The following is a 24,264-nucleotide window of genomic DNA, read 5'->3' as shown; positions in this document are numbered from 1 at the left end:
CGGTAAACCAAGGCTGCACTACTTATAAGTCGTGAATAAGCAGTAAGTAAGTGAGCAGCTTTAGTCATACCAACGATCTCAATTGGCTAAAATATTACGCTTCTCTAATGCGTCAATACATAACTCTACCAGCTCATCGAGTGTCTTCTCACCTGCCGGTAGATTAATCTCAGGATTCTCAGGCGCCTCATAAACAGAGCTAATACCCGTGAAGTTTGGAATTTCTCCAGCGCGAGCTTTCTTATACAGACCTTTAGGGTCACGCTGCTCACACACCTCTAGCGGCGTGTTGACAAACACTTCAAGAAATTCACCTTCCGGCAGTAAGTCTCGCACTAACTGTCTTTCAGCTTGATGCGGAGAAATAAAAGCCGACAGTACGATTAATCCTGCGTCCGCCATCAACTTTGCCAACTCGCCTATGCGACGAATATTCTCACGACGATCCTGCTCTGAGAAGCCAAGATCGCTACACAATCCGTGACGAACATTATCACCATCCAACAAGTAAGTATGGTAACCAAGCTGTGCTAAGCGATTTTCTAATGCTCCAGCGACTGTCGACTTACCAGAACCAGATAATCCCGTGAACCAGAGCACGGCTGGCTTTTGTGATTTCAGATCAGAGCGGAATGTTTTATCAATCGAGTGCTGATGCCACACAACATTCTCATCTTTTGGTTTGAGTACTGCGGTCATAATTAGTCCTTTAAATAAACAGCATTAAAATGGGAAAAAATAAGGAATTAGGGTCAATACCAAGCCCGAATAGACAATCGAGATTGGAATACCAATGCGCAAATAATCCGTAATATGATAATTACCTACGCTATATACGAGTAAATTGGTTTGGTAACCATAAGGAGAGATAAAGCTAGCACTGGCGCCAAACAACACCGCCATGATAAATGGCATTGGGTCAACGCCATAGCCTACTGCCATGCTATAACCAATCGGGAACGAGAGTGCTGCCGCCGCATTATTGGTCACAAGTTCAGTAAGAACCAGAGTCATGAAGTAGGTCGCTACTAAGGCACCAAACACGCCCCAGCCATTGAAGGCCTCTATGAACATCAACCCCATACGTTCAGACAATCCAGATGAAATCATCAGTTGAGCAATAGAAAGTGCTGAGCCAACGATCACCACAATATCAACCGGAAAACGGCGACGAAGCTCACCGAGTTGTACCACACCAAATGCTACCAGCAGTAATAAAAAACCCGCTAACCCTTTAATGATAGGTACTGCATCGACAAGCGATAAGCCAATGACACTAGCGAAGCCAAGCAAAACAAACGTCGATTTATCAGCATCAAGCTTGGCACTTGAGTCTAGGTCATTCATCAACACAAACTCTTTATTGTGTTGCTGACGTTGCTCTTCAAAGCGTTTACTAGGAACCAAAATTAGAGTATCACCAGCGGTCAATGTGATATTCCCTAGCCCACCTTCAAGGCGTTCGTGGCCACGGCGGATAGCAACGACAACCGCATCAAAGCGATCTCTAAATTGGCTAGTTTTTAAGGTCTTATTACAGAAGCTTGCCGATGAGCTCACCACGACCTCAACAAAACTTTGTCCGTTTAGGTGATGTTGACCAAACAGGGTTAACCCTTGGATTTCCTGCAGTGTCGCAACACTCTCAACGTCACCACAAAACAACAGTCGGTCACGAGCTTGAAGAATGAAATCAGGATCAATAGACGCCGTTGTTTTACCGTCTCGAATCACTTCAGCTAAAAACAGTTTTCTCAGCGCTCGGAGGTTATTTTCGCTTACGCTTCTGCCTACTAAAGGCGAGCCTGGTTCAACTCTTGCTTCTAAAAAGTAAGGCAGATCGTCCTGCGATCCATCATCGTAGCTTGGTAAGAAATAACTCAAGGGAATAAGGATCAACACACCACCAACCAGCACAGCCAAGCCGATCAAGGTTGGCGCAAAGAAGCTTAGGCTCGGCAGCCCAGCATCCTCAACAAAGCTATTGATGATCAAATTGGTTGAGGTGCCGATCAATGTCAGGGTTCCACCTAGGATGGCAGCGTATGACAAAGGAATTAACAGTTTAGAAGGTGCATGTTGTTGGTTGCGTTTGATCGCCCCGATCAAAGAAACAACCACTGCGGTATTATTAGTAAAAGATGAAAGTAACGCTGTGGAAATACCCAACTTCGCAACCACGGTACCTAGCCTACCTTCAGAGATATTACGGCTAACCCAACTGATTAAGCGAGTTTTCTCCAACGCACTTGATGCGAGGATAAGAAGAATTAAAGTCAGTAACGAGGAGTTAGTGAAGTTATTGGCTAAGCTCGACAAATCGATCATGCCAGCCATAAAAGCAATAAACGCCGCGCCAGCAAAGATAAAGCTTGGCTTAATACGGGTAACGAGCAGGCAAGTAATGATGCCGAGCAAAATCGCTAATACAAATCCTTGTTGCCACATATACCCGTCCTTTATGGCGGAAACGATGGGTTTCCGCCTGATTCAATAAGCTGTTACTTAGTCGTTTATGACTTCAGTAATTGGCTTAGATCTTTGGCATCCCAATGTGGGAAGTGCTTGCGTACCAATGCGTTGAACTCAAGTTCAAATGCAGAGAAGTTACCTACTTGCTGTTCAACAGAGTCCAAACGGTCTCGAATCAAGCCAGCGCCAACCGTTACATTGGTAAGACGATCAATAACGATAAAGCCACCGGTATCGGCACTTTCACGATATTTATCCAGCGCGACAGTCTCGTTCAATGACCATTCACACAAACCAATACCATTGAGTGGTAATTCATCCACGTCGTAAGTCGACAAGTTATTGATGTCATACTGGTGACGAACCGTTTCAACCTGGCCGACGGTTTTCTTGCCTGCGATTTTGATATCGTAAGCTTTACCCGGTTGCAGTGGTTGCTCAGTCATCCACACGATATCTGCCAATACATGGTTCGTTGATTCAATCTGAGCGTTTTCCAACACAATCAAATCACCACGGCTGATATCGATCTCATCTTCAAGAGTCAGCGTTACCGCCAAACCCGCTTGCGCCGATTCAAGTTCGCCATCAAAGGTCACAATGCTTGCCACCTTAGAGGTTTTGCCTGATGGCAACGCCTTGATTTCATCACCTACGCTAACGCGACCAGAGGCAACGGTGCCTGCAAAACCACGGAAGTCTAAATTAGGACGATTCACGTATTGAACCGGGAAACGGAATTCACCCGCAGAGCGCTTTTGATCAATATCTACGTTTTCTAGAACTTCTAGTAGAGATGGACCTTCAAACCATGCTAACTCTTTGCTTGGCGCTGCAACGTTGATGCCCTCAAGCGCCGAAACCGGTAAGATCTGAATATTAGTTTCACCCTCGAGGTTTTCAGCAAATTCTAAATACTGATCACGAATCTCTTCAAAACGATCTTGTGAGTATTCCACCAGATCCATCTTGTTTACTGCCACAATAAAATGCTTCAAACCAAGCAGGTTCGAAATAAACGAGTGACGACGAGTTTGATCCAGAACGCCCTTACGAGCATCAATCAAGATCACAGCCAGATCACACGTTGAAGCGCCTGTTGCCATGTTGCGCGTGTACTGCTCATGTCCTGGGGTATCAGCAATAATGAACTTACGTTTTTGAGTCGAGAAGTAGCGATAGGCCACATCAATCGTAATACCTTGCTCACGCTCAGCCTGCAAACCATCAACAAGCAATGCCAAATCAGGCTTCTCACCTGTAGTACCCACTCGTTGGCTATCAGAGTGAACCGCCGCTAGCTGATCTTCATAAATCTGTTTTGTATCATGGAGTAAACGACCGATTAACGTACTTTTGCCATCATCGACTGAGCCACAAGTTAAAAATCTAAGCATAGATTTATGCTGATGCTGACTTAGATAACCTTCAATCCCTAGTTCAGCCAATTCGGCTTCTACTGCACTATTCATTTTTCTTTCCTTAGATTCTTAGAAATAACCTTGGCGCTTTTTCAGCTCCATAGAGCCCGACTGATCATGGTCAATCGCTCGACCTTGACGCTCACTAGAAGTGGCTACCAGCATCTCTTCAATAATGCCTGTTAGCGTATTCGCCTCAGATTCAACCGCTCCGGTTAATGGGTAGCAACCTAAAGTACGGAAACGAACACTTTTCTCTTCAATCACTTCACCTTCTTGCAGCTCCATACGGTCATCATCCACCATGATCAGCATGCCATCACGCTCAACCACAGGGCGTTTATCTGAAAGGTAAAGTGGAACAATATCGATGCTCTCTAGGTAGATATATTGCCAAATATCGAGCTCAGTCCAGTTAGATAACGGGAATACACGAATGCTTTCACCCTTATTAACCTGACCGTTGTAGGTGTGCCAAAGCTCTGGACGCTGGTTTTTTGGATCCCACGTATGGTTCTTATCGCGGAAAGAATAAACACGTTCTTTCGCACGAGATTTTTCTTCATCACGACGCGCACCACCAAAAGCCGCATCGAACCCATACTTGTTTAACGCCTGCTTAAGGCCCTGTGTTTTCATGATGTCAGTGTGCTTCGAAGAACCATGCACAAATGGGCTACACCCCATTTCGATACCTTCAGGGTTCTTGTGCACTAATAACTCAAAACCATACTTTTTGGCTGTGCGGTCACGAAACTCAATCATCTCGCGAAATTTCCAATCCGTATCAACGTGCAATAGTGGGAATGGAATCTTGCCTGGATAAAACGCTTTGCGAGCTAAATGAAGCATCACAGAAGAATCTTTACCGATTGAGTACATCATCACTGGGTTATCAAACTCAGCCGCCACTTCGCGAATAATATGGATACTTTCCGCTTCGAGCTGTTTTAGGTGGGTTAAACGTTCTTGGTCCATTTCAGTGCTTCCTTTAAGGCTCGCGTTACGAGCAATTCATTACTTGGTCTTGCCAAGCATGGGATTTAACTCATTCACTTGGGTGAATGGGAGTATTGGCACTAGAAGAAAACAGAAGCTACGTTTGAGCTATCCTTGCTATTCATCTGCCTGATACGTCCTTGATATAGACATTATGACGAGCCTCTCATATTACTGGAAATTCTAAAATTTCATTTTTTATTCGAAAAGCTGATAAGGGATGGGATTTATCGATAAACAGGTGAAATGAATGGACTATTATTATCGATATCATTTGTACATTGATTGAGCAGCTTTGGGAGGCGTCTTGCAGAACACCATAAAGTAATCGATCTAAGTCACGAATTAACATTCGTTGTAATCATTGTTTCATTCGGTTTTGTTACATTACGCAACGAATTTTCTACTAATCCACTTTGGAGCTCCAAAATGAAAGTTGCAATGAAACCTTTATCATTGGCTGTACTTGCAGGTCTTGGTTTGACTTTAGCAGGCTGCACAACAACACCAGATACCGATGAAGTGATTAAACTACGTGTCGTAGAAACGACGGACATCCATACCAACCTAATGGATTACGACTACTACAAAGACAAGCCATCGAAAAAAATCGGCTTAGCACGTACTGCAACTCTAGTAAAAGAAGCTCAAAACGAAGTAACCAATAGCGTATTAGTTGATAACGGTGATTTGCTGCAAGGTAGCCCAATGGGTGACTACATGGCAGACAAAGGCATCGAAGCTGGTGAAGTTCACCCTGCGTACAAAGCAATGAATCAACTAAGCTACGACGCTGCAAACCTAGGTAACCACGAATTCAACTACGGTCTTGAGTTCCTAGAAGAGTCTATCAACGATGCTGATTTCCCATACATCAGTGCCAACGTTTACGACGCAGAAACCAAAGAACACTACTTCACGCCTTACATCATCAAGACGCATACGTTCGAAGATACTGCTGGCGTAGAGCATGAAGTAAAAGTCGGCTACATCGGTTTCGTTCCACCACAAATCATGACGTGGGATAAGAAGAACCTTGAAGGCAAAGTGATCGCTCGTGACATCATTGAGACAGCTAACGAGCTAGTGCCTCAAATGAAAGCAGAAGGCGCTGAAGTTATCGTTGCTATCCCTCACTCAGGCGTATCAACTGACCCTTACAAAAATGGCGAAGAGAACTCAACGTTCTACCTCTCTGAAGTAGATGGTATCGATGCAATCGCATTCGGCCACTCTCATGCAGTATTCCCAGGTAAAGGTTTTGATGACATTCAAGGCATCGACAACGAAACGGGCACAATGAATGGCGTTGCGGCAGTAATGCCTGGTCGTTGGGGTAGCCACGTTGGTGTTATGGACCTAACACTTGCACAAAAAGACGGTAAGTGGGAAGTCGTTAAAGGCCAATCAGAAGCACGCCCTATCTACGACAAGATCGAGAAGAAATCGCTTGCTGCTGCAGATGAAGGTATCGTAACGGCACTAGAAAAAGACCATGCAGGTACTCGTGAGTTTGTTAACCAACCTATTGGTAAAGCAGACGACGTGATGTACAGCTTCCTATCTCTAGTACAAGACGATCCAACAGTACAAATTGTTAACCTTGCACAGAAAGATTACGTAGAACAGTTCATCCAAGGTGACCCAGACCTAGACGGTATTCCAGTATTGTCAGCGGCAGCGCCTTTTAAAGCCGGCGGTCGTAAAAATGACCCAGCTAACTTCACTGAAGTGGAATCAGGTCAACTAACGTTCCGTAACGCAGCCGATTTATACCTTTACCCGAACACGTTAGTCGCAATGAAGGTAACGGGTCACGAAGTACAAGAGTGGCTTGAGTGTTCAGCTGGTCAGTTCAACCAAGTTGATGTTAACTCGACAGCACCACAACAGTTGATCGAGTGGGATAACTTCCGTACTTACAACTTTGATGTTATCGACGGTGTTGATTACCAAATCGACGTAACACAACCTGCGAAATACGATGCAAACTGTAAAGTGGTTAACCCTGAGTCTCAACGTATTGTTGGCCTAACTTACCAAGGTAAGCCAATCGACATGAAGCAAGACTTCTTGATCGCAACCAACAACTACCGTGCATACAGTGCTAAGTTCCCAGGTACAGGCGAAGATTTCATCGCATTTGATGCACCAGATGAAAACCGCACTGTTCTTGCTAACTACATCTCTCGCGTAAGCAAAGAGCAAGGTCAAGTTAGCCCAAGCGCAGATAACAATTGGTCATTTGCTCCAATCAAAACGGATAACAAGCTAGATATTCGCTTTGAAACATCTCCAAGTGACAAAGCGGCTGAATTCATCAAAGAAAAAGGTCAATACCCGATGAAACGTGTTGCGACTGACGATGTTGGTTTTGCTGTTTACCAAATTGACTTAACTAAATAGATAGCTTTATTAATCAATAGTTAATGTTATTAAAGGCTGAGTTTAACGACTCAGCCTTTTTCTTTTCTTATGTAAGATCCCCCACTCCAAGCCCGGGTTTTTTAACTACAAACTCTCGTTAAATCCACTTTTAAAATATCAAACATTTCGCTTCAATCTTGACTTAAACAACGCATTCCACAGTACTGGTCGAACAAAGCAAGTACAAAAAATCCTCCATCACCTGTAAGTTTTTCCCCGCTCCTCCTGTCTATTTAATTTACTACACTCAATGAATGATCATTAAGCCATTCATTTATAGGATAGATAAGGATATTTAATGAGCAGCGTCGAGAGCATTCAAGCATGGTTACATTCAGGGGAGGAGTCGTTGCTATGGCTGATGTTTGGCATCATCGCGCTTTCTTACCTGCTTGAAGATCTTGCGATTGTTACGGCAGCTGGTTTAGCAACTCAAGGGCTCATTCTTCCTCAATATGCGTTGCTTGCCATTTTCATCGGTATTGCCACTGGTGACTTGGGACTCTATTACCTAGGAAAATCAGGACGTTACTTCAGAGGCGTTCGTTACAAAGCCCTCACTAATAAGTACTTTCGTTCGCTTCGTACTAAATTACGTCAGAACGCGTTCAGCAGCCTTTTTGTCATCCGCTTTATCCCGGGGCTTCGCACTGTTGGCTTTACCTTAAGTGGCTTTTTCGCAATTCCACTTCCTACTTTTTTGTTTGCTGTCATTAGTGCTACTGCGATCTGGACTGGCATTGTCTTCTCTACCATCTACTATTTAGGGACATCAGCGTGGCTGCAAGCCTCTGAATATCAATGGATCGTCATCCCGTGTGCCATCGCTTTACTGTTTATCGGTAATCGATTAATGAATAAAACCTACTCTAGAGGATTATCATGAGTTCACCGAAAGATATTCGCATCATCCCTGCGCATCAAATCAATGCAGGTATGCCTCTGCTTGAAAAAGATACCGTGCGTAGTGTCTCTCCTTATGAATTCCTTCCGACTTGGTTTTTTTACACTCCAGTAGTGGTTCAAAGCTTGATGCAAGGGTTACGGCACTTTGACTGGGCACTGCCGCTCATCGCCAACCCAAGCATTAAGTTGAGTGGCATGGTAGGTGAATCAAAACACGAAATATTAAGCCTTGCCGGATCATCAAGTCAGCGTTGGATCTCTCCGTTTATTACCCTAACCAAAACGGATCTTAATAGTAAAAAACAAACCGAAGATGCACTCAGTGCGCTAACACAATCGGATCTTGACTTCCCCATAGTGGCGAAACCGGATCTTGGCTGTCGAGGCGTTGGCGTTAAGCTGATCAACACACAAGATCAACTTGAGCAATATGTTGAATCTTTTCCAAATAATGCTCGCTTTCTACTGCAAGAAAAGGCGCCTTATCAAGCCGAAGCTGGCGTTTTCTATGTGCGCTACCCAAATAAAAAGCAAGGCGAGATCATCTCGATCACACTCAAATACTCGCCAATGGTAACGGGTGATGGTTCCTCGACACTCAAACAGTTAATTGAAAATAGCCCGCGTGCTGGGCAACTTAGTCACCTATATCTGCCAAGGCATGAAGATAAATTAGATCAAGTGCTCGCAGAGGGTGAAGAATTCCAACTCGCGTTTGCAGGTAGTCATAGCCGTGGCTGTATCTTCCGAGACGGCAATCAATACATCACCCAAGCTTTGACCGAACGCTTAGATGAGATATTCGACGACTTCGATGGCTTCCACTTTGGCCGACTCGACGTCAAGTTTAAGGACATGCACAGCCTAATGAACGGCGAGGATTTCACGATCCTTGAGGTCAATGGCGCAAGCAGTGAGGCTGGGCATATCTGGGATCGCAACACACCACTGCGAGAGATATTTTCTACGCTACTTTTGCAATACCGCATTCTTTTTGATATTGGCGCTCAGCAAAAACAACGAGGCCATAAGACTCCTTCTTTCAAGAGCTTATTCGCTGCGTGGCAAGAAGAGCGACGTCTTGTTCAACAATATCCGACCACTGACTAACTTTGTACGAGGACCATGAATGAACCCCATAGCCCAACCGAGCGCCCTCACTTCTTTCTCTCCTAGTATCACAGGAGCGGTAGAAATATTAAATCAGGGTCTAGAATTTTTGTTAGCGATATCTGACAGCGACTATCTGACACGAGCAAAGCCGCACGTCACAAGCTCTATTGGTGAGCATACTCGTCATACGCTCGATCTTTTTCACGCTTTAATTTTAAAAGAGAATGCGACCGTTGATTACAACACTCGTCGTCGTGGTCATCCCGTCGAATACGACAGATCGATTGCGTTGAAAGAGATCCACTATGTGATCAACTGGCTTGAACGATTAGACCGCAGAGATCTCGAAACGCCTATCATGATCCAAACCGAAGTTTCAATGGATACCCAGGTATTCGCCAGCCTGCCTTCAACGTTAGAAAGAGAGGTCACCTTTGCAGCCCTGCATGCCAATCATCACTATGCGATGATCAAGGTGATCACCACCTTTTTAGATATCGAAACCTGCAACACCTTTGGTTATGCCCCTACCACTAGCAGCTACCTGAGGGAGCAATAAAATGTGTTCAGTATCTTGGCTGCTTGAAGAAAATGGCTATCAAGTTTTCTTTAATCGTGATGAACAAAAGACGCGAGCACTGGCGATGCCACCTAAACAATATCGAGTCAACGGCGTCGATATCATCATGCCACTCGACCCAACCGGTGGTGGTAGCTGGATCAGTATTAATGAGTTCGGACTTTCGCTATGTCTGCTCAACAACTATCAAGGCACCGTTCCTGCTGGCCCTTTGATCAGCCGCGGTTTGTTGCTCAAGAACTTATCATCGAGTCACAGCATTACTCAGATTTCTGAGGCATTTCATAAGCTCGACTTACACTCTTTTGCTCCATTTACCTTGTTGGCTTTCGCGCCGAATTTAACTCAGAACAATGGTTTAGTTATCGCCTTCATGTGGGATGGTATTCAACAAAAAATAGTCGACACCGATTCACCGTTATTCTCATCCGGTGTTGAACTATTGCGAGTGCAAGCCTACCGACAAGCTAAGTATGACCAGCTTATGGAGACAGGTAAGAATCAGCAGAACTTGCTTAGGTTTCACTCTCACCATCACAGCGAAGAGCCTCATTTAGCGACCTGTATGCATCGTGAAGACGCGCACACCGTGAGCTTTACACACTTACGCAATCTACACGGCCAAGCCTCTATGTTTTACGCACCCGGCTCGCCTTGTGAACCCATTAAACCATGCCAGATAAATCAACAGCGTTTTACCTTCGATTTATCACCAGCAATCAATCTATAGATGGAGTCCATCATGAGAAAACTATTAACCATGGTCATGCTACTTGTTAGCCCTTACGTATTTGCTGCAGACGAAATCTACACCGGATTCTTTAGCAGCAAGGCGCTCGATGGCTACGATACCGTCGCTTATTTCACTTCAGGTAAGCCTATTGAAGGCAGTAAAGACTTCAGCACAGAGTACAAAGGTGCGAACTGGTATTTCTCTTCTGAAAAGAATCTGACTTTATTTGTTAATAATCCTGAAAAATATGCCCCTCAATATGGTGGCTATTGCGCTTGGGCTGTTTCAGCAAAAAGTGACTTTGCACCCGGTGACCCTAATCAATGGACAATTGTTGATAACAAGCTGTACCTCAACTACGACCAAGAGATTAAGCAACGTTGGGAACAAGACCGAGCACAGCATATTCAAAAAGCCGACACCGTTTGGCCGCAACTGATCAAGTAAAGGAATAATCATGACATTGACTCCAGCTAAGCATATCCCTGCGGCATTTATCGCTTTCGTATTTATTCAGTCGCTATTTTTTAAGTTCACCGGCTCATACGAAACTGAGCATATCTTTGGCACCCTAGCTACATGGTCAGGCCTAAGCTGGTTTGGCTCATTTGGCGGCTACTTAATTGGTGGCGCTGAGCTGATTGCAGCCATTCTGTTGTTCACACGGTGGCATGGCCTTGGTGCCATCATGAGTGTAGGGATTATGAGTGGCGCGATTTTCTTCCACTTATTTACGCCATTAGGTATCCAAATGCCTGAGTTTAATGCGGCAGGTGAAATTGTCGGTTATGACGGCGGATTATTGTTTGGCATGGCATGCCTAGTCTGGCTATGCGGTGCATTTTTAAGTGTTAAAGATTTCAAGAATCAAGACGGTTTCCTACACAACTTTAGTCAATAAGGTAGCTATATTATGATTGATAGTCCTTTTCGTTTACCACGTTACACACCTTTTGGCTTAGGTGAGTCTGTTGTCGAGTGGGCAACTGGGCTATCTAAGCTAGACAAACTCTATCAAGATAGACCGAATGAGTTATCTAGCTTTGAATTCATGCACCACACCCTGTCGGCATTGAACATCGACTATTCTGTTTCAGCAGGCTCCACTGATAATATCCTTGAAGAAGGACCTGTAGTCATTGTGGCTAACCACCCGCTTGGCGCGATTGAAGGTGTGATCCTTGCTGATCTCGTAGGATCGGTAAGGAAAGATGTGAAGGTGTTGGCGAATGAGTTGCTCAAGCGATTGCCTGAACTGGATGATCTTTTCATCGGTGTCGATGTATTTAACAGTAAAGAATCGAAACGCACCAATGCAAAAGCCATTCGAGATGCCAATCGTCACTTGTCCGATGGCGGACTTTTGATTGTGTTCCCTGCGGGCGAAGTATCGAGTTACCGTAAAGGGGCAAAAACACTGACAGACATCGAATGGAGCAAATCCGTTGCCAAGTTCGTCAAGCGTCATCAAGCCACTACGGTTCCTATCTTCATCAATGGTAAAAACAGTGAGCTTTTCTATCAAGCTGGCCGTGTTCATCCTTTGTTGAGAACCGCTCTACTCGGGCGCGAACTTCTTAATAAGCAAGCGACTACTATCTCTATCTCTATTGGCTCATCGATTCCGTATTCAGAGATAAAATCGTTTGAAAAAGAGATGGATATCGTCAACTATCTGCGACTCAATACCTATCTGATGAGTCAACAAGATAGCCTTAGCACAGCAGTCCATACCCCATCTTTTGACACTCAAGTGATAACGCCAATCTCACCAGAAGTATTGTCAATCGAGATTAATTCGCTCCCTGAAGAGATGAAACTGCTCGAGCAAGGTGACTTCGAAGTCTACTGCACACCAAGCCAATCAATCCCCAACTTGATGCGAGAAATTGGTCGAGTGAGAGAAGAGAGTTTCCGAGAAGTCGGAGAAGGCAGCGGACTTGCCTGTGACTTAGATGAGTATGACCTTTACTACCATCAACTGTTTGTGTGGAACAAAACCAAGGCTGAGTTAGTGGGCGCTTACCGACTTGGTATGGTCGACAAGCTAATCGCAGAACACGGGCTTGATAAGCTCTACTCTCGTAGCCTGTTTAACTACAATCAAGAGTTCATTGACACCTTAGATAACAGTATTGAACTTGGACGCTCAGTAGTGAGTAAGCCTTATCAGAAGAGTCTTAATTCACTGTTGCTCTTATGGAAAGGCATCGCGGCCTTTGTATATCGCCACCCTCAATATACCCATTTGTTTGGTCCGGTCAGTATCAGTAATGATTACAGCCACAATGCGCGTTTATTAATAGCGACCACCTTATCCATACATCATTACGATGAACAAAAAGCGAATCTGGTATCTCCTTCATCACCACTCAATACCAGTAATAATGTGTTCTGGCAAAACCACCTGCTCTCTTCACTAGCAAGTGTACCTCTGCTGTCAAAAGTATTGGCCCGTATGGAGCAAGGAAAAGGCCTACCTGTCTTATTGCGCCAATACCTTGGAATGAACGGTAAGCTGGTGTGTTTTAACGTCGACCCTTCATTTAATGATGCTCTGGATGGCTTGATTGTGGTTAATCTCAAGAAAGTACCATTGAAAACCCTAGGTAAATACATGGGAAGAGACCTCGCTCAAGATTATCTAGAACAGCACGCTCGACGTTGATTTCGCCTGCTCTGTACCTACACTCAAATAAGTGCGATGATTTCGGCACTTATTTGGGTTAGGTTATTTTCATGCACACCTCTTTTATCGAACAACTACAAAGCTTCGACTTCTCTCAAAGTCAGATTGAATCTCTATTAGCCGTCGCGAAACCGCTTGAACTGCCAACAAGACATATCCTCATCAATCAAGGAGAAATGGCGAGCTCAATCTACTTTGTACTTGAAGGCTTGTGCCATGCTTGCTACCTCACAGACGACGGTAAGCAATACAGCAAAGAGTTCTATTGGGAGCAAGACTGGATCATCGGCTTTGAGAGTTTGATAAAGAACCAAGCGTCCCCTTACCTACTAGAAACACTCACACCAATAACACTGTTAGAGCTACCAATGAACGCCGTTATCGAATGGCGCGCATCAAACAACCTTTTGTATTTAAAGTTGTTAGAAACTCAGCTAATGCATAAAGAAAACAAAGAACGCTTTATGCTGCTCTATACCCCAGAGCAACGTTACCAACTGTTCTGTGAACACTACCCCGATCTTGAGCAGCGCTTGAACGACAACCAAATTGCGGCTTACCTAGGTATAACCGCGATCAGTCTGAGCAGAATTAAAGGTCGAATTAACAATAGTTAATGCCAATAATCATCGCACATAGTACATTCAGAGCATCGATAATCTCTGGATGTAAACATGATCACTTGGCACTCAATTCCTTTCTCTGAACTTTCAACACAACAGCTTTATCAACTACTTAGATTACGAGTTGATGTATTTGTGGTTGAGCAAACTTGCCCCTATCCAGAGCTCGACGGTAAAGATACACTCGCAGGTGTCCATCACTTACTTGGCTACGCCAATGAAGAGTTAGTGGCATGTGCACGTTTATTACCACCAGGCGCCAGTTACGACAATACAAGCATTGGCCGAGTTGCGACTAAACAATCTGCAAGAGGTAATGGTTTAGGGCATCAGCTAATAACAGAAGCATTGATGCGCTGTGAGACTCTTTGGCCTAAGACGACCATCGATATAGGAGCACAACAGCATCTTGAACACTTCTATGCGAACCACGGGTTCAAAACTATCTCAGAGATGTATCTGGAAGATGATATTCCCCATGTAGATATGAGATTAGAAAAGTAATGTCAAACATCACTGTCGGTATTTTATTGCTGATCGCGGGGAATCTGTTTGCCTCTTTTTCGGACGTAGCGGTAAAGCTACTGAATGGCGAAGTGCCACCTCTTCAGTATATTTTTTTTCGACAGTTGATATCTCTGCTCATCATCACCCCTTTGTGGCTACAGCAGAAAAAAGAACAACGGCGCTTACAACAAGCTAAAGTGACCTTTATTCGAGGACAACTGATCCTAATCGGCAGCGGATGTATGGTCGTTGCGATCACTCACTTGTCTTTGGCGACCGCCAATGCGGTGTTTTATATCGCCCCTCTACTGATGCTACCGCTCTCAATGTTTCTACTGAAGGAGCAACCGGCACTCGGTAAGGTTGTCGCGACAACCATAGGCTTCATTGGTGCGCTGATTGTATTAAGGCCTTCGCAATTTCACTGGGCAGCACTGTTTGCATTAGGCACAGCACTTACCCTAGCGCTATTTAATGTCTTAGTAAGAAAGCTTCCCAGTGAACAAACTGTCGTCACTACGCTGTGGTGGACAACGTTTTGTTCAATACCTGCTTCATTGGTACTTTGCCTCGTATACTGGCAACCCGTGTCTATGGACAATTTGGGATACATCGCACTGAGTGCAACACTCATATTAAGCTATAACGGCCTTGCGGTTGCGGCCTATCAGAAAGCACACTCAAGCCAAATAGCATTGGCAGAATATTCGGGGCTAGTTTTTGTCGCGATTATTGGTGCGGTATGGTTCGATGAGATTCCAGATACGTTAACCTTTATCGGAATTATGTTGATTATTTTGCCGCTCGCCCCTTTCAAGCGACCAAAAAAAAGAGCTAATCATTAGCTCTTTTCTGTCTGATATTTATTCTAACTACACGCTTATAACGAGTAGTTCGATTTTATTTACTGCGACCAAAGCCACCATCAGATAAACGGAAAAACATCACCGAAGTATCGCCTTTTTCTAGCTGAAGAATATCCAATTGACCGGTTTCGGCAAGTTTAAAGCGAACTAGCTGACCTTTTCGGATCTGACTTAACGGCTTATCAGAACCTTCAATACGCACTAAGGCATTCAGGTCAGACAACGGTAAATCGTTGTTTCGAAAAACCTGCGCCAACGTATCACCCTGTTTAACCAGGTACTCCTGCCAATTGTTTTTGCTCGGTTCTGATGAACTGCTCTTGGCATTTTGCTGTTCGCTTAAGCCAACGGTGTTTATCTCAAGCTCGACGCGCGATGTTGTTGGAGCTGCGTCTACTTTAGGTTCTGGTAGCGGCACAAAAAGTAAGATTAATACGATCGGCGAAATCACCATCAATAGTCGTTGGTGTAATTTCGGTAATGATCCCCAAGTTTGTGTTGTTGAGGTTTTCATTTTCTTTATATCGATCGAACCTAATTTCTCTTTGACCTGATTCAGTCGATCCTTGAACTCTGCTAAGTGGTCTACTTTCTGTTTTTTCTTTTGACGACGATTCATGCCACTGCGTCCTATACATTGAATAACTACAGTATAAAAACCAAAGTACCAACAGTATAGATCTTTCCGCTACAACAGAGACCAAAGCAAGAAAATTGACATAGCTGTGATTTGGACACGGTAAAGCGTAAGTGATCAGGGGCTAGCCGTTTATTCAGGCTGCTAATACTGGTATTCTTACCCTTTTCGTACTGACAAAAAGAGTGACTTTTCATGTCTGAAGTAAAATTTGAAACTGTAGGGCAAAAAGCTAGCTACGGTATCGGTCTACAAATGGGCCAACAACTTGCTGGTTCTGGTCTTGAAGGCCTAAACGTTGACGCAATCGCTGCTGGTATCGCAACAGCTCTAGTTGGTGACATGCCAGCTATCGAAGTTGACGAAATCAACAACGCACTACAAGAGCTACACACTCGTGGTGAAGCTGCACGTCAAGAACTAGCTAAAGCTGCAGCTGCTGACGGCGAAGCTTTCCTATCTGACAACGCTCTTCGTTCAGAAGTAACAGTTCTTGAGTCTGGTCTTCAGTACGAAGTACTAACTGAAGGTACTGGCGAAATCCCTACTGCAGACAAGCAAGTACGTGTTCACTACCACGGCGAACTAACTGACGGTACTGTTTTCGACAGCTCTGTATCTCGCGGTCAACCTGCTGAATTCCCAGTAACTGGCGTAATTCAAGGTTGGGTACAAGCTCTACAAATGATGCCTGTTGGCTCTAAGTGGAAGCTATACATCCCTCAAGATCTAGCATACGGTGAGCGTGGCGCAGGTGCTGCAATCCCACCATTTGCTGCTCTAGTATTTGAAGTAGAACTTCTAGCTATTCTTTAATTTTTATAAAAACCTTTAGTAAAACAAAATACTATAGGCAAATAAAATTGAAATAATCCAACGGCGATGTGACTACATCGCCGTTTTTCGTTTATAGTGAATAGGTCGATTACTTTATTACTTAAGGAAGAATAATGAAGAAAATACTCATCACTATGCTCAGCAGCCTTGCTGTAGTCTCTTGCGCTAGCACGAGCGATTCTGAACAAACCAGTTCATCATCAGATACCAACTATTCCCAATTATCACAAACTGCACTAATGGCAGCGGTGAATATGTGGTCTCAACAAAATGAAACAACACCTCTTGCTGATACCGTTGCTGACCAAGCGTCTGTAACAAGCGATCAAGCTATCGGCGGAATTGGTTCCATGTTGGCGCTTGCACAAAACTCACTTGGCTCTGCTGACAATAAAGAACTTGCGTCGCTTATCCCTGGAATGTCTTCACTTGAATCTACTGGCTTATCATCAGTTCTAAGCTCACAAGGTGCTGTAGAAAGCGCTTTTTCAGGTTTAGGAATGGATTCGTCAATGATTACAACATTCGCACCAATCATTCTTCAAACACTTCAATCTCAAGGTGCAACCAGCGGATTGATGGATTCACTTGCAGCTATTTGGCAGTAGGCCTTCGCGATTAGCGATTAGTAGAATATTGTAAGGGCACTTCGGTGCTCTTTTTTGTGCGTGGAAGAAAAGGGATTTGAGATACGAGATACGAGATACGAGATACGAGATACGAGATACGAGATACGAGATACGAGATACGAGATACGAGATACGAGATACGAGATACGAGATATTTTTGAATAGTGAGGCAGGGAAGACAAGAACAAATGCCAAACATCGTGGTGCAAGTTTCATTCTTTAAAAACGCAAAGTCCAGATACAAAAAAGCCGAGCTAATGCTCGGCTTTTGTATTAAGAATCTAGTATAGATTACTCAGCAGCTTCTTCAGCAGCTGGGCGGTCTACAAGCTCAATGTAAGCCATTGGAGCTTTATCACCAGTACGGAAACCACATTTAAGAATGCGAGTGTAACCACCTTGGCGAGCCGCGAAACGCGGGCCTAGTTCATTAAATAGTTTTGCTACCACTTCGTTATCACGAGTGCGAGCAAATGCAAGACGACGGTTAGCAACACTGTCTGTCTTAGCTAGGGTAATCAACGGCTCAATTACGCGACGTAGTTCTTTTGCTTTAGGCACGGTAGTTTTAATAACTTCGTGACGAACAAGAGAGCTAGCCATGTTGCTGAACATCGCTTTGCGATGACTGCTGTTGCGGTTGAGTTGACGACCACTTTTACGATGGCGCATGACCTAATCCTTCTAACTTTTCGATTAATCTTCAGCGATTGACGCTGGTGGCCAGTTTTCTAGGCGCATGCCTAGAGAAAGACCACGTGAAGCAAGCACATCTTTAATCTCTGTAAGAGATTTCTTACCAAGGTTTGGCGTTTTAAGTAGCTCAACCTCAGTGCGCTGTACAAGATCACCGATGTAGTGAATCGCTTCTGCTTTCAAACAGTTAGCAGAGCGAACTGTTAGTTCAAGATCGTCTACAGGACGCAGTAGGATAGGATCGAATTCTGGCTTCTCTTCCTTCTCCTCAGGTACACGTACATCACGAAGATCTACGAACGCATCCAGTTGTTCAGCTAAAATAGTAGCTGCACGACGGATTGCTTCCTCAGGTTCAAGAGTACCGTTCGTTTCCATATCGATAACAAGCTTGTCTAAGTCAGTACGTTGTTCTACACGTGCCGCTTCTACAGCGTAGGCGATTTTATCGACCGGGCTGTAAGTAGCGTCAACAAGTAGACGACCGATTGGACGCTCATCTTCTTCAGTATGGATACGAGCTGAAGCTGGAACGTAACCACGACCACGTTCAACTTTGATACGCATAGCGATCTCAGCGTTGTCATCCGTTAGGTGACAAATAACGTGCTCAGGGTTAGCGATCTCTACATCACCATCGTGGGTGATGTCACCTGCAACAACAGGGCCTGAGCCTGATTTGTTCAGTGTTATAAACACTTCATCTTTGCCTTCAGCAACGCGTACAGCCAAACCTTTAAGGTTTAGAAGGATTTCTAGGATATCTTCCTGAACGCCTTCTTTAGTACTGTATTCGTGTAGCACACCTTCGATTTCAACTTCTGTTACGGCACAACCCGGCATAGAAGATAGAAGAATGCGGCGAAGAGCATTACCTAGAGTGTGGCCGAAACCGCGCTCTAATGGCTCAAGAGTTACTTTCGCGTGTGTCGTATTGATCTGTTCAATGTCAACAAGACGCGGCTTAAGAAATTCTGTTACAGAACCCTGCATTGTGTCCTCTCTTTTTTTAACCTTACTTAGAGTAAAGTTCGACGATCAAGTGTTCATTGATGTCAGCTGATAGGTCAGAACGCTCAGGCATACGCTTGAATGTACCTTCCATCTTGCTAGCATCTACTTCAATCCAAGTTGGCTTTTCACGTTGTTCAGCAACTTCTAGAGCCGCTTTAATACGAGATTGCTGTTTAGCTTTCTCGCGGATAGAAACAACGTCGTTTGCCGCTACTTTGAAAGAAGGAACGTTTACAACTTTACCGTTAACTAGAATAGACTTGTGGCTAACTAGTTGACGAGATTCAGCACGAGTAGCGCCAAAGCCCATACGGTAAACTACGTTATCAAGACGACCTTCAAGAAGCTGAAGCAGGTTTGCACCTGTGTTGCCTTTAAGACGTGCAGCTTCTTTGTAGTAGTTGCGGAATTGTTTTTCTAGAACGCCGTAGATACGACGAACTTTTTGCTTCTCGCGAAGCTGAACGCCATACTCAGATAGACGACCGCGACGAGCGCCGTGTACACCTGGTGCGTTATCAATTTTACACTTGGTATCGATCGCACGGACACCAGACTTAAGAAATAAGTCAGTACCTTCGCGACGGCTAAGCTTCAGCTTAGGACCCAAATATCTTGCCATGATCTTTCTCCAATATTCCTAGAAACGAAACTTAAACGCGACGTTTCTTAGGTGGACGACAACCGTTATGAGGGATTGGTGTCGCATCAACAATGTTAGTGATACGGAAACCAGCAGCGTTCAGTGCACGAACTGTAGATTCGCGACCTGGACCTGGACCCTTAACCATAACTTCCAAGTTCTTTAGGCCATATTCTTTAGCCATTTCACCACAACGCTCAGCTGCAACTTGTGCTGCGAACGGAGTAGATTTACGAGAACCACGGAAACCTGAACCACCTGCTGTAGCCCATGCAAGAGCGTTGCCTTGACGGTCAGTGATAGTTACGATTGTGTTGTTGAAAGAAGCATGAATGTGCGCTACGCCATCAGCTACTTGCTTGCGTACGCGCTTACGCGCGCGAGTTGGTTGTTTTGCCATTGTACTCTACCTTATCCGACTATTTCTTGATCGGCTTGCGCGGACCCTTACGGGTGCGAGCGTTGGTTTTAGTACGCTGTCCACGTAGTGGTAGACTGCGACGATGACGAAGACCGCGGTAACAGCCAAGGTCCATAAGACGCTTGATGTTCATCGATACTTCACGACGTAGATCACCTTCTACAGTGTATTTAGCTACACCATCACGCAGTTGATCGATCTGCTCTTCAGTTAGTTCACTGATCTTAGCATCTTCAGCAATACCCACTTCAGCTAGAATAGCTTGAGAGCGAGTTTTACCAATACCGTAGATTGCAGTAAGTGCAATTACAGAATGCTTATGATCAGGAATGTTAATGCCGGCTATACGGGCCATTATTCACTCCTAAGGGGTTCATAAAAGAATTATCCGCAGCAAAGCCCGTGATGGATACGCTGCGGCATACTACTTCTTTTGCACGCAAAAGGTAGGCCGAGGAATATACTCGACTCTACCTAGTATTTCAAGTAAAAATTTCTGCTGATTAGCCTTGGCGTTGCTTATGCTTTGGCTCACTGCAAATCACGCGAACGACACCGTTACGCTTGATAACTTTACAGTTACGGCAGATTTTTTTAACGGAAGCACGAACTTTCATTGCTAAACTCCGTAAATGGAATCGAAATAATCACAACCGAATTAACGGCCGTAACCTTTCAGATTCGCTTTCTTTAACACAGAATCATACTGTTGTGACATCAGATGAGTCTGTACCTGTGCCATAAAATCCATGATAACAACCACTACGATTAGTAGTGATGTGCCGCCAAAGTAGAAACGAACGTTCCACGCGACCATCATGAATTCAGGAATCAGACATATAAAAGTAATGTATAGAGCGCCCGCAAGGGTTAGTCTAGTCATCACTTTATCGATATATTTCGCTGTCTGCTCACCTGGGCGGATACCGGGTACGAATGCACCAGACTTCTTCAAGTTATCAGCTGTTTCACGTGGGTTAAACACCAACGCTGTATAGAAGAAACAGAAGAAGATTATAGCTGCTGCATAAAGCATTACATACAGAGGCTGACCTGGGCTAAGAGCTAATGACACGTCAGTTAACCAACCGAACGCGCTGCTTTCACCATTTTGACCAAACCACTGCGCTAATGTTCCTGGGAACAAAATAATACTTGATGCAAAAATCGCTGGAATAACACCTGCCATATTAATCTTAAGTGGCAAATGAGAGCTTTGTGCTGCAAAAACTTTACGACCTTGTTGACGCTTCGCATAGTTAACGACGATACGACGTTGACCACGCTCCATGAAAACTACGAAGTAAATTACAGCAAAAGACAATACCGCGATAAACAACAGAAGAAGCACATGCAATTCACCTTGACGCGCTTGCTCGATTGTTTGACCGATTGCAGAAGGCAATCCAGCAACAATACCTGCAAATATCAGAATGGAAATACCATTACCGATTCCTCGCTCAGTGATCTGTTCACCTAACCACATCAAAAACATGGTACCAGTTACTAAACTCACGGTAGCAATAAGCGTAAACATGGTTTGGTTGATAACAACCAGATTGTCGACCATGTTTGGTAAGCCTGTTGCGATACCAATAGCTTGGAATGTTGCAAGTACAAGCGTGCCGTAGCGTGTATATTGGCTTATCTTACGACGGCCTGCTTCACCCTCTTTCTTGAGTTCTGCTAACGCTGGATGAACTACAGTTAACAATTGGACTACGATCGATGCCGAAATGTACGGCATGATACCCAATGCTAATATAGATGCACGCTCAAGAGCACCACCGGAGAACATGTTAAACATTTCTACGATGGTACCTTTTTGCTGATCGAACAAATCGGCAAGTACAGCTGCGTCAATACCAGGGATCGGCACAAAAGAGCCGGCTCGGAATACTAAAAGTGCACCAATTACGAATAATAAGCGCGACTTTAGTTCACTTAAGCCGCTCTGAGCACTACGAAAATCTTGTCCTGGTTTCTTAGCCATCTGTACCTCGTTCCTCGAGATTATTCCTCGATTTTACCGCCTGCAGCTTCGATTGCAGCTTTAGCGCCTTTAGTCACGCGTAGACCTTTAACAGTCACAGCTTTGCTTAGGTCACCAGAAAGAACGATCTTAACAAACTCGATGTTCTTAGTGATAACGTTAGCAGCTTTAAGGCTGTTAAGATCAACTACGTCACCTGTTACTTTCGCTAGCTCAGCTAGACGAACTTCAGCAGACACTAGGCTCTTACGAGAAGTGAAACCGAATTTAGGTAGACGTTGTTTTAGAGGCATTTGACCGCCTTCAAAACCTGGACGAACAGAGCCGCCAGAACGTGACTTTTGACCTTTGTGACCGCGGCCACCTGTTTTACCAAGGCCAGAACCGATACCACGACCTACACGCTTCTTAGAAGGTTTAGAGCCAGCAGCCGGTGATAGAGTATTCAAACGCATTCTGATTACTCCTCAATCTTAACCATGTAGTAAACCTTGTTGATCATACCGCGTATACACGGTGTATCTTCAAGTTCTACTGTATGGTTGATGCGACGAAGACCTAGACCTTTAAGGCACGCTTTGTGCTTAGGTAGGCGACCAATTGAGCTTTTAGTTTGAGTTACTTTAATAGTTGCCATCGTGTTCTTACTCCGAAATAGATTCAACAGTTAGACCACGTTTAGCAGCAACCATTTCTGGTGACTTAACGTCCACTAGAGCACCAATCGTTGCGCGAACAACGTTGATAGGGTTCGTAGAACCGTATGCTTTAGAAAGAACGTTATGTACGCCTGCAACTTCAAGTACGGCACGCATTGCACCACCGGCAATAACACCTGTACCTTCAGCAGCTGGCTGCATGTAAACTTTAGAGCCCGAATGACGACCTTTCACCGGGTGGTGAAGAGTGCCTTCGTTAAGCGCAACAGTAACCATGTTACGACGCGCTTTTTCCATTGCTTTTTGAATCGCTGCAGGTACTTCACGAGCTTTGCCGTAACCGAAACCTACGCGACCATTACCGTCACCAACTACTGTTAGTGCAGTGAAGCTCATGATTCGACCACCTTTAACCGTCTTAGATACACGGTTAACAGCGATCAGCTTTTCTTGCAAATCATTAGCTTGTTGTTGTTCTTTAGCCATCTTCCAACCCTACCTTAGAATTTCAGACCAGCTTCGCGAGCAGAATCTGCTAGCGCCGCTACTCGACCGTGGTATTGGAAACCAGAACGATCAAATGCAACTGAAGCTACGCCTTTTTCAAGAGCGCGCTCAGCAACAGCTTTACCAACTGCTTTAGCTGCATCAACGTTACTAGTGTTCTTAACTTGCTCACGGATCGCTTTTTCTACAGTAGAAGCAGCTGCGATAACCTCAGAGCCGTTTGCCGAGATAACTTGAGCGTAAACGTGGCGAGGAGTACGGTGTACTACCAAGCGAGTTACGCCAAGTTCTGCAATCTTACGACGTGCACGTGTAGCACGACGGATGCGAGATGCTTTCTTATCCATAGTGATACCTTACTTCTTCTTAGCTTCTTTAGTACGCACATTTTCATCTGCGTAACGAACACCTTTACCTTTATAAGGTTCAGGAGCACGGTAAGAACGAATGTCAGCCGCAACTTGACCTACTACTTGCTTATCGCAACCAGTAATAATGATCTCAGTTTGGCTAGGGCACTCAGCTTTAATACCTTCAGGTAGAGCGTGCTCTACTGGGTGAGAAAAGCCTAGTGTTAGACCTACAGAGTTGCCTTTGATAGCAGCACGGTAACCAACACCTTTAAGAGTTAACTTCTTAACGAAGCCCTGAGTAACACCCACAACCATGTTATTAACTAGAGCGCGAGCTGTACCAGCCTGTGCCCATGCGTTAGTAACACCTTCTTTCGGACCGAAAGTTAGGTTGTTTTCTTCCTGTGCAATAACTACGGCGCTGTTAAGAACGCGAGTAAGCTCACCTTTGCTACCTTTTACAGTAACTTCTTGGCCGTTTAGTTTCACCTCTACGCCAGCTGGAATAGCGACAGGTGCTTTAGCAACACGAGACATAA

The 24,264-nt window shown here is 44.6% G+C and carries 30 protein-coding genes; 13 read left to right on the top strand and 17 right to left on the bottom strand.

Going from position 1 to position 24,264, the window contains the following annotated elements; translation table 11 throughout:
- Positions 1-78 precede the first annotated feature (78 nt).
- The 4 genes from cysC to cysD all read right to left on the bottom strand — a co-directional run bounded on the left by cysC (position 79) and on the right by cysD (position 4,871).
- Positions 79-699, bottom strand: coding sequence for an adenylyl-sulfate kinase (gene cysC / locus OCV36_RS01640; protein ID WP_017076321.1), 621 nt, complete (start codon positions 697-699; stop codon positions 79-81).
- A gap of 24 nt (positions 700-723) precedes the next feature.
- Positions 724-2,448, bottom strand: coding sequence for an SLC13 family permease (locus tag OCV36_RS01635; RefSeq protein WP_135458566.1), 1,725 nt, complete (start codon positions 2,446-2,448; stop codon positions 724-726).
- Between the two features lie 65 nt (positions 2,449-2,513).
- A complete protein-coding gene (gene cysN / locus OCV36_RS01630) occupies positions 2,514-3,944 on the bottom strand; it encodes a sulfate adenylyltransferase subunit CysN (protein WP_054548268.1) in 1,431 nt (476 codons plus the stop codon).
- An 18-nt stretch (positions 3,945-3,962) separates the two neighbouring features.
- On the bottom strand, positions 3,963-4,871 hold the full coding sequence (cysD, locus tag OCV36_RS01625) for a sulfate adenylyltransferase subunit CysD (RefSeq protein ID WP_017076318.1): 909 nt from the start codon (positions 4,869-4,871) through the stop codon (positions 3,963-3,965).
- Between the two features lie 450 nt (positions 4,872-5,321).
- Here cysD and OCV36_RS01620 point away from each other — a divergent pair, with 450 nt between their 5' ends.
- The 11 genes from OCV36_RS01620 (at position 5,322) to OCV36_RS01570 (ending at position 15,315) form a co-directional block, all read left to right on the top strand.
- Positions 5,322-7,298, top strand: a complete 1,977-nt coding sequence (locus OCV36_RS01620) for a bifunctional 2',3'-cyclic-nucleotide 2'-phosphodiesterase/3'-nucleotidase (protein ID WP_135458565.1) — start codon at positions 5,322-5,324, stop codon at positions 7,296-7,298.
- Positions 7,299-7,617: 319 nt separating this feature from the next.
- Positions 7,618-8,205 (top strand): DedA family protein, encoded by a 588-nt coding sequence (locus OCV36_RS01615; protein WP_135458563.1) that lies wholly within the window; start codon positions 7,618-7,620, stop codon positions 8,203-8,205.
- Entirely contained in the window at positions 8,202-9,335 is a 1,134-nt protein-coding gene (locus OCV36_RS01610) for an ATP-grasp domain-containing protein (protein WP_135458561.1), read from the top strand. Before OCV36_RS01615 ends, OCV36_RS01610 begins: the two co-directional genes overlap by 4 nt.
- A gap of 19 nt (positions 9,336-9,354) precedes the next feature.
- Entirely contained in the window at positions 9,355-9,897 is a 543-nt protein-coding gene (locus OCV36_RS01605) for a DinB family protein (protein WP_135458559.1), read from the top strand.
- Position 9,898: 1 nt separating this feature from the next.
- On the top strand, positions 9,899-10,648 hold the full coding sequence (locus OCV36_RS01600) for an NRDE family protein (RefSeq protein ID WP_135458557.1): 750 nt from the start codon (positions 9,899-9,901) through the stop codon (positions 10,646-10,648).
- Positions 10,649-10,660: 12 nt separating this feature from the next.
- Positions 10,661-11,098 (top strand): YHS domain-containing (seleno)protein, encoded by a 438-nt coding sequence (locus tag OCV36_RS01595; RefSeq protein ID WP_135458555.1) that lies wholly within the window; start codon positions 10,661-10,663, stop codon positions 11,096-11,098.
- Positions 11,099-11,108: 10 nt separating this feature from the next.
- Complete coding sequence (locus tag OCV36_RS01590; RefSeq protein ID WP_017076311.1) at positions 11,109-11,552, top strand: hypothetical protein; 444 nt, start codon at positions 11,109-11,111, stop codon at positions 11,550-11,552.
- 12 nt (positions 11,553-11,564) lie between these two features.
- Positions 11,565-13,319, top strand: coding sequence for a lysophospholipid acyltransferase family protein (locus tag OCV36_RS01585; RefSeq protein ID WP_135458553.1), 1,755 nt, complete (start codon positions 11,565-11,567; stop codon positions 13,317-13,319).
- Between the two features lie 71 nt (positions 13,320-13,390).
- Positions 13,391-13,957 carry a Crp/Fnr family transcriptional regulator gene (locus OCV36_RS01580; protein ID WP_135458551.1) on the top strand — a complete coding sequence of 189 codons (567 nt, stop codon included), beginning with the start codon at positions 13,391-13,393 and terminating at the stop codon, positions 13,955-13,957.
- Between the two features lie 57 nt (positions 13,958-14,014).
- Positions 14,015-14,467, top strand: a complete 453-nt coding sequence (locus tag OCV36_RS01575; protein ID WP_135458549.1) for a GNAT family N-acetyltransferase — start codon at positions 14,015-14,017, stop codon at positions 14,465-14,467.
- Positions 14,467-15,315 carry a DMT family transporter gene (locus OCV36_RS01570; protein ID WP_135458547.1) on the top strand — a complete coding sequence of 283 codons (849 nt, stop codon included), beginning with the start codon at positions 14,467-14,469 and terminating at the stop codon, positions 15,313-15,315. The genes OCV36_RS01575 and OCV36_RS01570 overlap by 1 nt, the downstream gene beginning before the upstream one ends.
- A gap of 55 nt (positions 15,316-15,370) precedes the next feature.
- Here OCV36_RS01570 and OCV36_RS01565 read toward each other — a convergent pair whose 3' ends face one another.
- Entirely contained in the window at positions 15,371-15,955 is a 585-nt protein-coding gene (locus OCV36_RS01565; protein ID WP_135458545.1) for a LysM-like peptidoglycan-binding domain-containing protein, read from the bottom strand.
- 213 nt (positions 15,956-16,168) lie between these two features.
- Here OCV36_RS01565 and OCV36_RS01560 point away from each other — a divergent pair, with 213 nt between their 5' ends.
- Entirely contained in the window at positions 16,169-16,789 is a 621-nt protein-coding gene (locus OCV36_RS01560) for an FKBP-type peptidyl-prolyl cis-trans isomerase (protein ID WP_135458543.1), read from the top strand.
- Between the two features lie 134 nt (positions 16,790-16,923).
- Positions 16,924-17,418, top strand: coding sequence for a DUF2780 domain-containing protein (locus tag OCV36_RS01555; protein WP_102438099.1), 495 nt, complete (start codon positions 16,924-16,926; stop codon positions 17,416-17,418).
- Positions 17,419-17,730: 312 nt separating this feature from the next.
- Here the strand turns inward: OCV36_RS01555 and rplQ are convergent, their stop codons facing one another.
- The 12 genes from rplQ to rplF form a co-directional block, all read right to left on the bottom strand.
- Positions 17,731-18,111 (bottom strand): 50S ribosomal protein L17, encoded by a 381-nt coding sequence (gene rplQ / locus OCV36_RS01550; protein ID WP_004729812.1) that lies wholly within the window; start codon positions 18,109-18,111, stop codon positions 17,731-17,733.
- Between the two features lie 24 nt (positions 18,112-18,135).
- The gene (locus tag OCV36_RS01545) at positions 18,136-19,128 is read right to left on the bottom strand and encodes a DNA-directed RNA polymerase subunit alpha (protein ID WP_004729813.1); all 993 of its coding nucleotides are present in this window, start codon (positions 19,126-19,128) and stop codon (positions 18,136-18,138) included.
- A gap of 22 nt (positions 19,129-19,150) precedes the next feature.
- The gene (rpsD, locus tag OCV36_RS01540; protein WP_017076303.1) at positions 19,151-19,771 is read right to left on the bottom strand and encodes a 30S ribosomal protein S4; all 621 of its coding nucleotides are present in this window, start codon (positions 19,769-19,771) and stop codon (positions 19,151-19,153) included.
- A gap of 31 nt (positions 19,772-19,802) precedes the next feature.
- Positions 19,803-20,192, bottom strand: a complete 390-nt coding sequence (gene rpsK, locus OCV36_RS01535; protein WP_004738778.1) for a 30S ribosomal protein S11 — start codon at positions 20,190-20,192, stop codon at positions 19,803-19,805.
- A 19-nt stretch (positions 20,193-20,211) separates the two neighbouring features.
- Complete coding sequence (gene rpsM, locus OCV36_RS01530; RefSeq protein ID WP_004738779.1) at positions 20,212-20,568, bottom strand: 30S ribosomal protein S13; 357 nt, start codon at positions 20,566-20,568, stop codon at positions 20,212-20,214.
- A gap of 148 nt (positions 20,569-20,716) precedes the next feature.
- Positions 20,717-20,830, bottom strand: a complete 114-nt coding sequence (gene rpmJ, locus OCV36_RS01525; protein ID WP_000868186.1) for a 50S ribosomal protein L36 — start codon at positions 20,828-20,830, stop codon at positions 20,717-20,719.
- Between the two features lie 41 nt (positions 20,831-20,871).
- Complete coding sequence (gene secY / locus OCV36_RS01520) at positions 20,872-22,206, bottom strand: preprotein translocase subunit SecY (protein ID WP_017076302.1); 1,335 nt, start codon at positions 22,204-22,206, stop codon at positions 20,872-20,874.
- Between the two features lie 20 nt (positions 22,207-22,226).
- Entirely contained in the window at positions 22,227-22,661 is a 435-nt protein-coding gene (gene rplO / locus OCV36_RS01515; RefSeq protein ID WP_004736758.1) for a 50S ribosomal protein L15, read from the bottom strand.
- Between the two features lie 5 nt (positions 22,662-22,666).
- The gene (gene rpmD / locus OCV36_RS01510; protein WP_017076301.1) at positions 22,667-22,843 is read right to left on the bottom strand and encodes a 50S ribosomal protein L30; all 177 of its coding nucleotides are present in this window, start codon (positions 22,841-22,843) and stop codon (positions 22,667-22,669) included.
- Between the two features lie 7 nt (positions 22,844-22,850).
- Positions 22,851-23,351 carry a 30S ribosomal protein S5 gene (rpsE, locus tag OCV36_RS01505; protein ID WP_004736754.1) on the bottom strand — a complete coding sequence of 167 codons (501 nt, stop codon included), beginning with the start codon at positions 23,349-23,351 and terminating at the stop codon, positions 22,851-22,853.
- Positions 23,352-23,365: 14 nt separating this feature from the next.
- Positions 23,366-23,719, bottom strand: coding sequence for a 50S ribosomal protein L18 (rplR, locus tag OCV36_RS01500; RefSeq protein WP_017076300.1), 354 nt, complete (start codon positions 23,717-23,719; stop codon positions 23,366-23,368).
- A 9-nt stretch (positions 23,720-23,728) separates the two neighbouring features.
- Complete coding sequence (gene rplF / locus OCV36_RS01495) at positions 23,729-24,262, bottom strand: 50S ribosomal protein L6 (protein ID WP_004736750.1); 534 nt, start codon at positions 24,260-24,262, stop codon at positions 23,729-23,731.
- Between the last annotated feature and the right edge of the window lie 2 nt (positions 24,263-24,264).

The sequence above is a fragment of the Vibrio echinoideorum genome (assembly GCF_024347455.1).
GTDB classification, from domain to species: Bacteria; Pseudomonadota; Gammaproteobacteria; order Enterobacterales; family Vibrionaceae; genus Vibrio; species Vibrio echinoideorum.
The sequence above is the reverse complement of the archived record's forward strand: the minus strand, read 5'-3'. Positions and strand labels throughout refer to the sequence as shown.